General features: G+C 56.5%; 11 protein-coding genes. 4 read left to right on the forward strand and 7 right to left on the reverse strand.

Features of this window, described 5'->3' with window-relative positions; translation table 11 throughout:
- The first annotated feature begins 53 nt into the window (after window positions 1-53).
- Both ACZ5Q2_RS13250 and ACZ5Q2_RS13255 read left to right on the forward strand, forming a co-directional pair.
- A complete protein-coding gene (locus tag ACZ5Q2_RS13250; RefSeq protein ID WP_432210003.1) occupies window positions 54-1,661 on the forward strand; it encodes an NADH-quinone oxidoreductase subunit L in 1,608 nt (535 codons plus the stop codon).
- Complete coding sequence (locus ACZ5Q2_RS13255; RefSeq protein WP_061333388.1) at window positions 1,661-4,054, forward strand: YbcC family protein; 2,394 nt, start codon at window positions 1,661-1,663, stop codon at window positions 4,052-4,054. Before ACZ5Q2_RS13250 ends, ACZ5Q2_RS13255 begins: the two co-directional genes overlap by 1 nt.
- A gap of 3 nt (window positions 4,055-4,057) precedes the next feature.
- Here the strand turns inward: ACZ5Q2_RS13255 and ACZ5Q2_RS13260 are convergent, their stop codons facing one another.
- From ACZ5Q2_RS13260 to ACZ5Q2_RS13285, 6 genes are all read right to left on the reverse strand, one after another.
- On the reverse strand, window positions 4,058-5,179 hold the full coding sequence (locus ACZ5Q2_RS13260) for a sulfate/molybdate ABC transporter ATP-binding protein (protein ID WP_432210002.1): 1,122 nt from the start codon (window positions 5,177-5,179) through the stop codon (window positions 4,058-4,060).
- A 1-nt stretch (window position 5,180) separates the two neighbouring features.
- Window positions 5,181-6,038, reverse strand: coding sequence for a sulfate ABC transporter permease subunit CysW (cysW, locus tag ACZ5Q2_RS13265; protein ID WP_061333386.1), 858 nt, complete (start codon window positions 6,036-6,038; stop codon window positions 5,181-5,183).
- A complete protein-coding gene (gene cysT / locus ACZ5Q2_RS13270; RefSeq protein ID WP_058091040.1) occupies window positions 6,039-6,911 on the reverse strand; it encodes a sulfate/thiosulfate ABC transporter permease CysT in 873 nt (290 codons plus the stop codon). It lies immediately after the preceding gene.
- Window positions 6,912-6,920: 9 nt separating this feature from the next.
- Window positions 6,921-7,925, reverse strand: coding sequence for a thiosulfate ABC transporter substrate-binding protein CysP (gene cysP, locus ACZ5Q2_RS13275; RefSeq protein ID WP_230714714.1), 1,005 nt, complete (start codon window positions 7,923-7,925; stop codon window positions 6,921-6,923).
- Between the two features lie 122 nt (window positions 7,926-8,047).
- The gene (locus ACZ5Q2_RS13280) at window positions 8,048-9,016 is read right to left on the reverse strand and encodes a beta-ketoacyl-ACP synthase III (RefSeq protein WP_152438209.1); all 969 of its coding nucleotides are present in this window, start codon (window positions 9,014-9,016) and stop codon (window positions 8,048-8,050) included.
- Between the two features lie 131 nt (window positions 9,017-9,147).
- Window positions 9,148-10,203 (reverse strand): NAD(P)-dependent alcohol dehydrogenase, encoded by a 1,056-nt coding sequence (locus ACZ5Q2_RS13285; protein WP_432210001.1) that lies wholly within the window; start codon window positions 10,201-10,203, stop codon window positions 9,148-9,150.
- A gap of 177 nt (window positions 10,204-10,380) precedes the next feature.
- On the opposite strand from ACZ5Q2_RS13285, the gene ACZ5Q2_RS13290 reads away from it, so the two are divergent.
- Window positions 10,381-11,082 carry a hypothetical protein gene (locus tag ACZ5Q2_RS13290; protein ID WP_432210000.1) on the forward strand — a complete coding sequence of 234 codons (702 nt, stop codon included), beginning with the start codon at window positions 10,381-10,383 and terminating at the stop codon, window positions 11,080-11,082.
- Here ACZ5Q2_RS13290 and ACZ5Q2_RS13295 read toward each other — a convergent pair.
- Complete coding sequence (locus ACZ5Q2_RS13295; RefSeq protein WP_061333413.1) at window positions 11,079-11,360, reverse strand: YebG family protein; 282 nt, start codon at window positions 11,358-11,360, stop codon at window positions 11,079-11,081. The two genes, ACZ5Q2_RS13290 and ACZ5Q2_RS13295, sit on opposite strands and share 4 nt — an antisense overlap.
- Window positions 11,361-11,514: 154 nt before the next feature.
- Here ACZ5Q2_RS13295 and ACZ5Q2_RS13300 point away from each other — a divergent pair, with 154 nt between their 5' ends.
- On the forward strand, window positions 11,515-12,978 hold the full coding sequence (locus ACZ5Q2_RS13300; RefSeq protein ID WP_342630483.1) for a malate:quinone oxidoreductase: 1,464 nt from the start codon (window positions 11,515-11,517) through the stop codon (window positions 12,976-12,978).
- Window positions 12,979-12,991: the final 13 nt, after the last annotated feature.

A 12,991-nucleotide genomic window follows, 5' to 3' on the forward strand; every position in this document is an offset into this window, starting at 1 on the left:
TATCTATGAATTCATAATCGGCAAAGTAGCTCTGTTCGCAAAAGGAGTTCGTTATGCCGACAATCACCAGCGTATTTTCCACCTCCGCCCTGGCTACCTGGCTGGCCTTGCCGATCCTGCTCCTGGCACTGGCCGGCTTCGCCAACTGGACTCGATCGAAAACCAAGATTGACCATTGCTGGCGCTTGGCGGAGTTTTTGCTGCAAACGCTGATTGTGGTCACCGGTGTGGTGGGCTTTCTTTTGTTGCTGAAGTCGGCCGGGCTGGATACGCGGTTGCCGGAACTGGGGGCACCGCTCGGGCTGTATCCCGATGGCCTGTCGGTATGGATGGCGCTGATGGTCAGTTTTGTCTCCTGGGTGATTCTGCGATACTCCCGGGATTATCTGCGTGGCGATGCCGCCTTCCCGGTGTTCTTGCCCTGGTTCCTCACCACAGTGGCCAGTGTGCTGGTGTTGGTATTCACCAATCATCTGCTGGTTCTGGCATTCGCCTGGATTGGTGTCAGCCTGGCCTTGCACCAATTGCTGACGCTCTACCCGGAACGGTCGCAAGCCCGGTTGGCGGCAGCACAGAAGTTCATTACCAGTCGCCTGGGTGATCTGGCGATTATTGGTGCTGTGGTGTTTATCTGGCGCCACTACGGCAGTTTTCATATTCCCGAAATCTACGCATTGGCCGGGGAAATAGGTGGCTCGTCCCCCAAGCTGACGACCGCGTCAGTACTGCTTGCCGTTGCCGCCGTGCTCAAATGCGCACAGATTCCATTTCACGGGTGGTTGATCCGGGTGATGGAAGCGCCTACACCGGTATCGGCACTGCTTCATGCTGGAGTAATCAACCTCGGCGGGTTCCTCTGGCTGCGGCTGTTCCCGGTGTTTGAAGGGTTTACAGTGGGCCACTTCCTGTTGCTTGTCGCTGGCGGCGTGACCGCCATCGTGGCAGTGTTTGCCATGATGACTCAGAGCTCGGTAAAACACGCGCTGGTCTGGTCCACAAACGCTCAGATGGGTTTTATGCTCTTTGAGATTGCGTTGGGCGCCTACACCCTGGCATTACTACATTTGCTTGCCCACTCACTTTACAAAGCGCACTCATTGCTGGCGTCTGGCCGGGCGGTAAAGGCCACGGCGGTCTACTTCTCCGGTAGCCCGGGGGCATCGCAGCTGTTGCTCGCCGGCGTGGCATCAGGTTTGGCGGCAGCCATGCTGTGGATGCTTCCCGATCTTGTGGAGGGCAAAGCGATACTGGCGGCCTTACTGGTGCTGGCAGTTGCCGCGTCGGTTCTCGGACTTCCATCGGGTAGCACGGCCCGTGCCCGGGTATTGGTTGTCGTCATGGCGATCAGTCTGGTACCGCTATATGGTCTTCTCCACCTGGTACTGGGGCCTTCGGTTGCGGGCGCAGATAATTTTGTGCTCTGGCCGGCGGCCAATGTGGTGGCCTGGGTAATGCTGGGGCTTCTGGCCGGGATGTCACTACTTGTGCTTTTCCGGCCGGATTGGGCTTGGTTGCAGCGGTTGAACCTGCCGCTCAGCCAGGGCCTGTATCTTGATCAACCGTTCGAACGGGTTACCCGACGGTGGGCCAGGCAATGGCTCCAGGGGGGCACGGAAAAGACGAAAAAAGCCCGTTACGTTCTGTCATCGGGAGAATCTTAATGAATTCCACCTTACGCGTGCCGGATGTTGATCAGAACCAGGCTGTTGATCAGGTCGCTATGGCCTGTGAACGGATTGCCCCTAGCTGGCCTCTGGATCGGTGGATAGCGGTGAATCCCTGGTGGGGCCACAGGCATCAAGGTATCGAGGAAGCCGCCATCGAACTGGTTTCCCGCAGGGGGCAGGGCATGTTAATGGCGCCGGAATTCTATCTGGAGGCCTGGCACGGGGGCCGTATCCGAGAGGGCGACCTGATAGCTGCAGCCAGGGCGCAGGGGGTAGACAGGCCGACGCAATTATTGCTTGAACAGTTGTCCCGGTTACGACCACGTGATGTGAAACCGGGGCTGGCGCTGTCACACGTTAAGCCATCGAGTGACGGTGATGTGCTATCACAGACTATGCAGTTTCTCGGGCTGCTCTGTGGTCGCTATTTTGATCATCGGCAGGGACAATGGCTGACGAATACCAAGGGTACCGACCTGTATCGCTACTGGTTATCCATGGCCGGACCCCGGGGCCTGGCTTCAAAAGCGCTGGCAGCGCAACTTCCGGATGATTGGCAGAGTGCTGCAGATTTTCTTGCTCAAGCTTTGCCCTATACTCCAGATCAGTTCACGGCGGCGGGACATTCATTGCTGCTGCATCTGCCGGGCTGGGCGTCATGGTGCCGCGGCGAAGATTGGCGAGCGTCCCTCGACGGCCAGCCATCCCACCTCTGCCACCAGTTAGCTACGGTATTACTGGCTTGCGAGTGGATGGCTGCGTCTGCGCTACCGGCCGATGAGCGGGCTAAATGGCAACAGGCGGTCTCTGGTGGGCAGCTGGCGAGGCACGCTCACGGTGATGATGCACTGATGTGGGTTTGGCATCGCGCCTATGAAATGGCATGGCAGCGCAAGTTCAGGGACTGCTTGCGGTGCCCGGAGGAACAACCCGAAGAATTGGCAAGCAGAATCCCTGAAGTCCAGGCGGCGTTCTGCATTGATGTCCGTTCAGAGGTGTTGAGGCGGCACCTGGAAAGCGCTTCGGCAAAAATAGACACTCTTGGTGTTGCCGGGTTTTTTGGGCTGCCCGTGATGCATCAAAAACTTGGCCCGTCAGACGATGAAGCCCGGTTGCCGGGTTTGCTGGCGCCGGCTTATCGTTATGTTGATACCCTTGGCAGTCTTTCGGCAGACCTGGAGCGCAACAAGCGGCTGGACGGGCGGGAACAGGTACGGGAAACGGTTCGACATGCGAAATACGGTAGCCTCTCAACCTTTACGTTGGTGGAAACCACCGGACTGGCGTGGGCATGGAAGTTGGTTCGGGACGGCTTACATAAGAACCGAAAAACCAGGGTGGCGACGCCCGAAGGCCGCCTGTTCCACCGCTATGGCGGAGATCCCTTATCGGATCCAGAGCGGGTTAACCTTGCCGAGGGGCTGCTGAGATCCATGTCGTTGACCGGCAATTTTGCACCATTGCTGGTGTTTGTTGGCCATGGAGCTCATACCGATAACAATCCGAATCAGGCCGGGCTTGCCTGCGGAGCCTGCGGCGGTAAAAACGGCGACGTTAATGCCAGCATTGCCGCACAGTTGCTTAATGACCGCAGTGTGCGCGTCGGGCTGGCGGAGCGGGGCATTGTCTTGCCGGAAAGCACTCTGGTTGTGGCTGCGGAGCACTGCACGGTGACGGATCAGGTACGCCTTCTGGGGGGAACGGCCATACCCGCCAGCCATCAAAGGATTGCCAGTGAACTATTGCAGTGCTTTGAAAGCGCTTCGGTGGCCACACGCCGTGAGCGGGCAGGAACGCTCGGATTGAATGGTCACTCCGATGAGGGCCTCCTGAAAGAACTCAACAAGCGCACCCAAAACTGGGCGGAGGTCAGGCCTGAATGGGGGCTGGCAAACAATGCCGCCATGATTATTGCGCCCCGGCACCGCAGCCGTTCAATCAATCTTGCCGGCCGATGTTTCCTTCACGAATACAGGCCAGAGCTGGATGATACAGGTTCAGTGTTGTCTGCGCTGATGTCGGCCCCGATGGTGGTGGCAAACTGGATCAACCTGCAGTATTTCGGATCGGTTACCCAGCCGTCGCTCTACGGCGCGGGCAACAAACTGCTGCATTCGGTCGTGGGAGGCAATATTGGGGTAGTCGAGGGCAACGGCACCGATCTTCGCATCGGATTACCCTGGCAATCCGTTCACGATGGTGAACGTTTGCGCCATGAACCTATACGGTTGACCGTGGTGATCGACGCGCCAGCAGAGCGAATTGAGCAAGTACTGCAGGCTCAGGACGACGTCAGAGCCCTGGTTGAAAACCGGTGGCTCTGGCTATGGCGGATGGATGACAGCGGCCTGGAGCAGTATTCCGAAGGCCGCTGGGTGGCGGCCTGAGGATTACATATTACTGGCGTTAGCCGCTGTGGTATAAGCCCAGTCGACGGATCGTGGCGGGGCACTATCGGCAACGAACAGGTGGCCGATGTCTGGCACCGCGTACCACAGTTCACCCCGGCTTGGGTTGTGGCGGGCGAATTCGTTGTGGCTCATGCCAACTTCCCAGATCTCGTCACTGTTCCAGCCCACCGGCACAAGCTCTATCCGCACTTCCGAGCCAATCAGACTGATGGCTTCGATACGCAGCGGTAAACGGGCGTGAATCGCTGGCGCCCGGGCAAGGTGGACCTCATGGGGGCGCAAGTACAGCTGGGCTTCCTGGTCAGACTTCTGCCCGGGCAGAGACACCCAGGCATCCCCCTGAACCAGCTTATGATTTTTCACGACGCCGGAGATCACATTGACATGGCCCAGGAAGTCGAACACAAACCGGCTTTCGGGCCGTGCATACAGATCGGTAGGTTCGTTGACCTGTTCCACCTGTCCCTGGCTCATGACCACCACCTGATCGGACAGCTCCAGGGCTTCTTCCTGGTCGTGGGTGACAAAGATGCTGGTGAAATGAAACTCGTCATGCAGCGCCCGTAACCAGCGACGCAGGTCTTTGCGCACTTTCGCATCAAGCGCGCCAAAGGGCTCGTCCAGCAGCAGTATACGGGGCTGAGTGGCCAGGGCCCTGGCCAGGGCGACCCGTTGCTTCTGGCCACCGGACAATTGCGCCGGATATCGGTCGGCCAGTTGCGGCAACTGGATCATCTCCAGCAGTTTGGCCACCCGCTGACGTATTTCGGATTTTGTCGGCCGCTGTTTGCGGGGCAGGGACTCCAGGCCGAATGCAATATTCTCTGCCACGGTAAGGTGACGGAACAGGGCGTAGTGCTGAAACACGAAGCCAATATTACGATCCCGAACGTGTAGGTTGCTGACGTCATCGCCGCCAAACAGGATTCGGCCGGAGTCCGAAGATTCAAGCCCGGCAATAATCCGCAGCAGCGTGGTTTTGCCCGAGCCGGACGGCCCCAGAAGCGCGGTCAGTTTACCTTCAGGAATCTCCAGCGAAACGTCTTTCAGCGCCTGGAAACGGCCGAAGGTTTTGGAAATCTGGTCGATAGTGATGCTCATATCAGACACCTCCTTTCTCGGGCGTCAGGATCGTTGGGCGGGATTGGCGCCACTCTACAAAGGCTTTAACGACTAACGTCAGGATGGCAATGGTTGCCAGCAGGGCGGCACTGGCGAAGGCGCCTACCACGTTATAATCTTGATAAAGCAGTTCAACATGAAGCGGCAAGGTATTGGTTTCACCCCGAATATTGCCTGAAACAACAGACACAGCACCGAATTCACCCACGGCGCGGGCATTGGTCAGTACTACGCCGTAGATCAGCGCCCACTTGATGTTAGGCAGGGTAATCTTCCGGAAAATACGCCAGCCAGAAGCGCCCAGAACCACGCCGGCTTCTTCTTCCTCACTGCCTTGCTGTTGCATCAGCGGGATGAGCTCGCGGGCAACGAACGGGCAGGTGACAAATACGGTGACCATGACAATGCCCGGCCAGGCAAACATCAACTGGACATCGTGGGTGGCCAGCCAGCCGCCGAGCCAACCGTTCCGGCCGTAAAGCAACAGATACAGCAAGCCGGCGATTACCGGTGAAACGGCAAAGGGAATATCGATCAGGGTCACCAGCAGTTTCCGGCCTGGAAACCGGAACCGGGTAACGGCCCAGGCGAGGGCAGTACCGAAGATGAGATTGAGTGGCACCGTCAGTGCTGCAACCAGCAGGGTCAGGCCGATGGCGTGCAGGGTGAACTGGTCCAGCACGTTACCGGTAAAGGTGCTCCAGCCGGCACTCAGGGCCTGGAAGAAAATGACCACCACCGGAATCACCAGTAGAACAAGCGACACCAGAACCGCAGTACCAATGAGCAGGCGGCGCACCCAGGGTTGATCGCCGACGCGATGATGTTCAGCTGCCATCTATCGGCCCTCCAGGCGGCGCAGGTATCGGCCCTGCCAGAGGTTGATGGCAAATAGCAGTACCAGTGAAGCCAACAGAACAACCGAGGCAATGGCACTGGCCGCAGCATAGTCGTACTCCTGCAACCGGATAAATACCATCAGGCTGGTGACTTCGCTGACGTAGGGGGTATTGCCGGCAATGAATATGATGGCGCCAAATTCACCCAGGCTGCGGGTGAAGGAAAGCGCAATGCCGGTGACCAGTGCAGGCCACAACGACGGAAAGATGACCTTGCGGAACACCCGGCCGTCGGAGGCACCGAGGCTGACCGCGGCTTCCTCATCCGCCGGTGACAATTCCTCCAGCACAGGCTGGACAGTGCGCACCACAAAGGGAATGCTGGTGAAAGCCATGGCAACAACGATACCCAACGGGGTGAACGCCACTTCAATGCCCAGTTTGGCCAGCCATTGGCCGTACCAGCCGTTTTGGGCAAACAGGGTAGCCAGGGTGATGCCGGCAACCGCGGTGGGTAATGCGAACGGAAGGTCTACAAAGGCATCCAGGATACGCTTGCCAGGGAAGTCATAACGTACCAGAACCCAGGCCAATAGAAGGCCAAAGACACCGTTAAACAGCGATGCGGCCAGGGCAGTCCATAACGTCACCTTGTAGGATTCAACCACCCGGGGATCGGTGATCGTGAACCAGAACTGATCCCAGGTCATGCCGGATGTTTCCACCACCAGGCCAGATAACGGGAGCAATAAAACCAGGCTGACGAAAAACAGCGAAATGCCGAGGCTCAAACCGAACCCCGGCAATACCCGTTTGCTACGACCTGAAAAGCGCCGCGCTGGGGCGGCGCTCACTTGAGCGGGAGCAGACATCTCAGCCTCTTACCGACGCCGTTGTAACTGGTCGAGTTTGCCACCGCTGCTGAAATGCTTGCTCATGGCGTTTTCCCAGCCGCCAGCAATCTCATCGATGGATTTCAACTTCAGCTCACGGAAACGGTCTGCGTTTTCCTCGATAACCTTTTGGTTATGGACCCGGTAGTTGAACCCGGCCAGCAAGCGCTGGGAATCTTCAGAATACAGATGGCTCAGGTACTCTTTTGCCAGTTTTTCAGTCCCGTTCTGGCGGGTGTAATCATCAATCCAGGTCACAGGAAACTCGGCAAGGAAACTGACCTTGGGGGTGACTACTTCATATTCGCCGTTCTCGAAACGATCGGCGATGTTCAGGACCTCGGATTCGAAGGTCAGCAGCGCATCGCCAATGCCGCGTTCAACAAAGGTGGTGGTGGCGCCACGGCCGCCGCTGTCGAAGACTCTAACCTGGCCAAGCATACTGGCCAGGAACTGGTCAATCTTTGCTTCGTCGTCACCGAAGGCATCCTGGGCGTATCCCAGTGCGGCCAGATAGGTGTAACGGCCATTGCCGGAGGTTTTCGGATTAGGCATGACCAGGGCAACATCTTCGCGAACCAGGTCATCCCAGTTCTGGATATTCTTCGGGTTGTCCTTGCGCACCAGGAACGCCATGGTGGAGTAGTAGGGGGAGCTGTTGTTTGGCAAACGCTCTGCCCAGTTTTCCGGGATCAGTTGACCGCGTTCGTGCAGGATGTCGATATCGGTAACCTGGTTAAAGGTGGCTACGTCTGCCTTGAGGCCCTGGATAATGGCTTGTGCCTGGCGTGAGGAGCCAGCGTGGGACTGGCGAATGTTGACCGTTTCACCGGTTTTTTCCTGCCAGTGTTTCTGGAACTCCACGTTGTAGGCCGCGAACAGTTCCCGGGCGATATCGTAGGAGGTGTTGAGAAGCTCTCTGTCAGCGGCCAGTGCAGGCTGGGCGGAAAGCAGGGCGGCGCCCAGTGCAAATCCTTTAAACAGTTGTTTCATCAGACGCTCCTCAGAACCGGAAATAGTGAATCTGAGAAGCAATCTAACAAAGTTTTTTAAGAACCAAAAATACTAAAAGAAAATAATAATAGCGCTTTCGGGAATGAGAGCACCGTGCCTGATCAGTATTTCAGCAATGCGGAGCCCCAGGTGAACCCTCCGCCGAAGGCCTCCAGCAGAACGGTTTCACCCCGTTTGATACGTCCATCCCGAACGGCCTCATCCAGCGCCAGGGGAATGGACGCTGCGGAGGTGTTGCCATGGCGATTAACAGTCACCACAACCTGGTCCATGGACATATCCAGTTTGCGGGCCGTGGCGGCAATAATACGCAGGTTTGCCTGATGTGGTACCAGCCAGTCGATGTCGGATTTTCGCATCTGATTGGCCTGCAGGGTTTCATCGACAATCTGCCCAAGGGTGTTTACGGCAACCTTGAACACCTCGTTACCTTTCATTTCTACAAACGCATTGCCTGCCTTGATGGCATCGAAGTGGTTAGATACGCCGCAAGGAACGTGTAGCAGATCCTCGTAGCGGCCATCGGCGTGGAGGTGAGTGGACAAAATTCCGGTTTCTTCGTTGGCCTCAAGAATTACCGCACCGGCACCATCACCGAACAGGATGCAGGTGCCCCGGTCTTCCCAATTGATGATTCTGGAGAACACCTCAGCGCCAATGACCAGTGCCTTCTTGCTGGTGCCGGTTTTTATGAATTTCTCAGCGGTTGCCAGGGCATAGACAAAACCGCTGCATACCGCCTGGATATCAAAGGCCGGGCAACCCTGAATACCCAGCCTGGCCTGGAGAATACAGGCACAGCTCGGAAAAACCTTATCCGGGGTGGTGGTGGCAAAAACAATAAGGTCAATATCCGTTACCTCAATGCCGGCGGCTTCGATGGCCCGCAGTGCGGCTTGCTCTGCCAGATCCACAGTGGACTGGCCGGGCAGGGCGATGTGACGTTGTTCAATGCCGGTGCGTTCGCGAATCCATTGATCAGAGGTGTCCACCTTCTGCTCCAGGTCGCGATTGGTAACGATGTTGTCCGGCAGGTAGGAGCCGGTTCCGGCAATGCGAGCAAAAGTCATGCGCTGTGTCCAGGGTCGATTACGATAACAATAGACCCATGCTAACCCTTTGCAACCGGAATGGTTATTAGCGGATTGTCAAAGACCACCCGGGCGACACAATGCCACCCCGGGGTGTTAACGGATGGTAATCAGCCTTGCTTGAGCGTGTCCATATCGATCACGAAGCGGTACTTCACATCGCTCTTTTTCAGTCGCTCGTAGGCGTCATTGATGTTGCGGATGTCCAGCATTTCAACGTCACAGGTAATGTTGTGGTCCGCGCAGAAATCCAGCATTTCCTGGGTCTCCGGCATACCGCCGATCAGCGAACCGGCAACCACCCGCCGCTTGGTTACCAACAGTCCCGCCTGGAGTGCGGGCTCCACAGGCGTCAGCAGCCCTACCAGAATATGGGTGCCATCGTATTTCAGACATTTCAGGTAAGGGTTGAGATCGTGGGCCACGGGAATGGTGTCGAGCAGGAAGTCGAAGGAATCCGCAGCGGCCTTCATCTGGGCCTTATCTGTGGAAATGATGACGTGATCAGCACCCTGCTTCTTCGCCTCCGCCACTTTGCTTTCTGAACGGGTGAAGATGGTGACTTCCGCCCCCATGGCCTTGGCCAGCTTCACACCCATGTGGCCCAGGCCACCCATACCAAGAACGCCCACTTTATGGCCCTTGCCAACTTTGAAGTGCTTAAGCGGGGAGTAAGTGGTGATACCGGCACACAGGAGCGGTGCAGCGCTGGCCGGGTCCAGGTTTTCCGGCACGCGTACCACGAAACGATCGCTTACCACGATGTTCTCGGAATAACCGCCATGGGTGACGGTGCCATCGTGGCGATCCAGGCTTCCATACGTCATGGTGGAGCCTTCTATACAGTATTGTTCCAGCCCGGAATCGCAGGCGGAACATGTACGACAGCTATCAACCATACAGCCTACGCCCACCAGATCACCGGGTTGGTAACGGGTAACATCCCGGCCCACGGCAGTGACACGGCCAATGATCTCGTGACCAGGAACAACGGGATACTGAGAGCCGCCCCAGTCGTTCTCGACGGTATGCAGGTCACTGTGGCAAACGCCGCAGTAATCAATCTCAATGGCGACGTCGTCTGGTCTAAGCTCGCGCCGGTCAAAGGAGTAGGGCGCCAGGCCGGACGTTGGGCTTGTGGCAGCGTATGCGCGGGTATTTGCCATTAGAAACTCCTTGCTGAATGGTATTCCGGGTTACGGGTGTTGTTACGTTACCATCGATTTTCAGACCAGTGTACGAACAAATATTTCAATAAAAGAGCCATTTTCCCACCGGGCTCACGTTTACCCGGCGGTTAAATCATTAACGTACACGATTTACTTTATGGTGAGAGGGGCTTCATGTCAGTGCGGTTGCAGGGTGCCAGTCAGTCGATCATTGTTATGGGCGTTGTCGCTCTCTGGTTTCTCTCATTTACACCGGCTCATGGCATGGCCTCGGCACAACAGGCCCGCGTTCATCAGCTGGAAGCCGGGTTCCGTGACGCCGCCCAGCACGACAAGGTATGGACCAACACCTGGGCTGGCATTTACGGCGGCGCAGCCGTGGCTTATGGCGCGGTTTCCCGAAATGCATCAGATGCGGATGACCGGTTTGATGCCCGGGTGTCTGCCGTCAAATCGGTATTGGCGCTGGGCAATCTCTACCTGAACCCCCAACCCCATCGCCCTGCGTTAAAAAAGTATAGAGCGGCTGCGGCGTCAGCCTCTGATGACGCCGAGCACTTGAAACTGGCAGAAGCGCTGAGGGAAGAGCTGGCCCGACAGGAGCATGGCCGGCAAGGCCTGAATGCCAGAATGCTGCCGTTTGCGGTGAATCTGGCAGCAGGTCTAACCATTGGCGTGATTGATGACCGCCCGGAAGACGGTGCCATTAACTTTGCCGTAGGCATGTTGGTTAACGAAGTTGCTATACGCACCCAGCCTGACTCCATGGCGGGGTACGGCAAACCAGTGACAGTAAACATTGGTCCGCAGCCGTTGGAAGTCGCCTACCAGTGGATTGTCACACCGGCCAGTGTTGGCCTGGGCATTCGTTTCTAGTCAGCCGGAGTCTCGGCTTCAGCCAGGATCTCCGGCTTCTTCAGTGCCTTCTGGAACAGATCCTTGTTCTCGGCAATCAGCAAGGCGCATTGCTCCGCCAGTTGCTCAGGCATGTCAGGGATCTTCTTCTCAAACCAGAGCTGGATGTTCTCCGAGAGCTCCAGCATTTTATCGCGGGCATCAGCTTCGGCTTTGGAAGTGAAAAGCATCGAGTCGGGATTCTTGAGTGCCATTTCGAGTCCGTCGCGGTCTGAGTAGAACAAAGATTGAACAGCCATTAAGAAGATTCCTCGCTGTTTATGGATGACTGTATAAATATACAGCCCCATAGTAGCCTATTCTTATCTCGTTATCGAGCCTTCTGGAATTATGTTAGGTTCTGGGAAGATATTTCAGTTAAAGACACTCAAACGGACACTGGCGGCTATCTCTATGAAAGTAACCATCATCGGCGCAGGCATTATGGGGACGACGTTTGCCATCCTGGTAAAGGAACTGGCCCCGGAACTGGATGTAACTATTTTGGAGCGCCTGGAGCGGGCGGGTGCCGGTAACTCCTGGGCATTCAATAATGCCGGCACCGGTCACGAAGCCAACTGTGAGCTTAACTACACGCCGGTGGACGAAGAGGTAATTTCCGTTGAGAAGGCCCTGAAAATTCACGCCCAGTTTAACGTTGCCAAACAGTTCTGGGCCTACCTGGTCGATAAAGGCGCTATTAAAGAACCGACCAGCTTCATCAACCAGACCAAGCATTGCACCATCGTATCTGAATCCTCCATCGAGGAGTTGAAACTGCGATTCAAAGAAATGTCGGCCCATCATTTCTTCGAGCATATGCGGTACTCCGAAGACTTCGATGAAATTAAAAGCTGGATTCCCTTCACCATGGAAGGCCGCGCACGCGATGAGAAAATGGCCGCTACCGTTATCGAAACCGGCACAGACGTCAACTTTGGCGCCTTGACTGAGCTAATGGCTGAGTACGCTGTGAATCACCTGGGTGTAAAGATCGAATATGGCGTGCATGTTAAGCGAGTGCATCGCAGCCCGGCAGGGAGCTGGCTGGTGGAAACCCAAACCCGGGGCGCGCCACTACAATACCGCGCTGACGTTCTGTTTGTCGGTGCCGGTGGCGGAGCCTTCCCGATTCTGAAGAAAAGCCACCTGCCGTTCGCCCGCCGGTTTACAGGGTTTCCCGTAGGCGGGCGATTTCTGCAAGCCAGGATCACCCCGGAACAGGCGGATCAATACCGGGCCAAAACCTATGGCAAAGCTGAGGTCGGGGCCCCGCCGATGTCGGTTCCGCATCTGGATTTACGGGTGGCCGACGGCCAGCACTACCTTTTGTTCGGCCCGTTTGCCTCGTTTAAACCCGTCCTGGAGAAAGGCAGGGGCTTTGTCGATTACCTCCGGGCCATGCGGCTGCATGACATTCCAGGGCTGCTGAATGTCGCCCTTGAGCACTTCCCGCTAGTGAAATATCTGATCTCCGAAACCTTCAAAGGCGACAAAAGCATGCTGGAGGCCCTCGACAAGTTTGCCCCAGGCCTGAGCAGGAAGTTTGACTGGAAACCGATAGAGGCCGGGCAGCGGGTTCAGATCATCAAGGACGGCGACCTTCAGATGGGTACAGAGATTATCGTGTCTTCCGATAAAACCTACGGCACCATTCTGGGGGCATCCCCAGGCGCTTCAGTATCACCGGAGGCGATGCTTCGGGCGCTTGAGCAGTTAATGCCAGGTATCGTTGACAACGAAGACGCCAAAACGAAACTGAAAGCCATGTTTCCGGAGGATAATCTGGACACGCTGATCAACAACCCGGAACGATATCGGGAAGTGCGGGATGCTGCCAACAAATCCCTTGGCATCACATCAAAACTGTCCGGTTAAAAAGTTGGAAAGG

This window comes from Marinobacter alkaliphilus (assembly GCF_055394375.1).

Bases quoted from the DNA above. Each gene is read 5' to 3' on its own strand.
- ACZ5Q2_RS13250 (WP_432210003.1), top strand. From the start codon at position 54: ATGCCGACAATCACCAGCGTATTTTCCACCTCCGCCCTGGCTACCTGG.
- ACZ5Q2_RS13300 (WP_342630483.1), top strand. From the start codon at position 11,515: ATGAAAGTAACCATCATCGGCGCAGGCATTATGGGGACGACGTTTGCC.
- ACZ5Q2_RS13255 (WP_061333388.1), top strand. From the start codon at position 1,661: ATGAATTCCACCTTACGCGTGCCGGATGTTGATCAGAACCAGGCTGTT.
- ACZ5Q2_RS13290 (WP_432210000.1), top strand. From the start codon at position 10,381: ATGTCAGTGCGGTTGCAGGGTGCCAGTCAGTCGATCATTGTTATGGGC.
- cysW (WP_061333386.1), bottom strand. From the start codon at position 6,038: ATGGCAGCTGAACATCATCGCGTCGGCGATCAACCCTGGGTGCGCCGC.
- ACZ5Q2_RS13295 (WP_061333413.1), bottom strand. From the start codon at position 11,360: ATGGCTGTTCAATCTTTGTTCTACTCAGACCGCGACGGACTCGAAATG.
- ACZ5Q2_RS13280 (WP_152438209.1), bottom strand. From the start codon at position 9,016: ATGACTTTTGCTCGCATTGCCGGAACCGGCTCCTACCTGCCGGACAAC.
- cysP (WP_230714714.1), bottom strand. From the start codon at position 7,925: ATGAAACAACTGTTTAAAGGATTTGCACTGGGCGCCGCCCTGCTTTCC.
- ACZ5Q2_RS13285 (WP_432210001.1), bottom strand. From the start codon at position 10,203: ATGGCAAATACCCGCGCATACGCTGCCACAAGCCCAACGTCCGGCCTG.
- ACZ5Q2_RS13260 (WP_432210002.1), bottom strand. From the start codon at position 5,179: ATGAGCATCACTATCGACCAGATTTCCAAAACCTTCGGCCGTTTCCAG.
- cysT (WP_058091040.1), bottom strand. From the start codon at position 6,911: ATGTCTGCTCCCGCTCAAGTGAGCGCCGCCCCAGCGCGGCGCTTTTCA.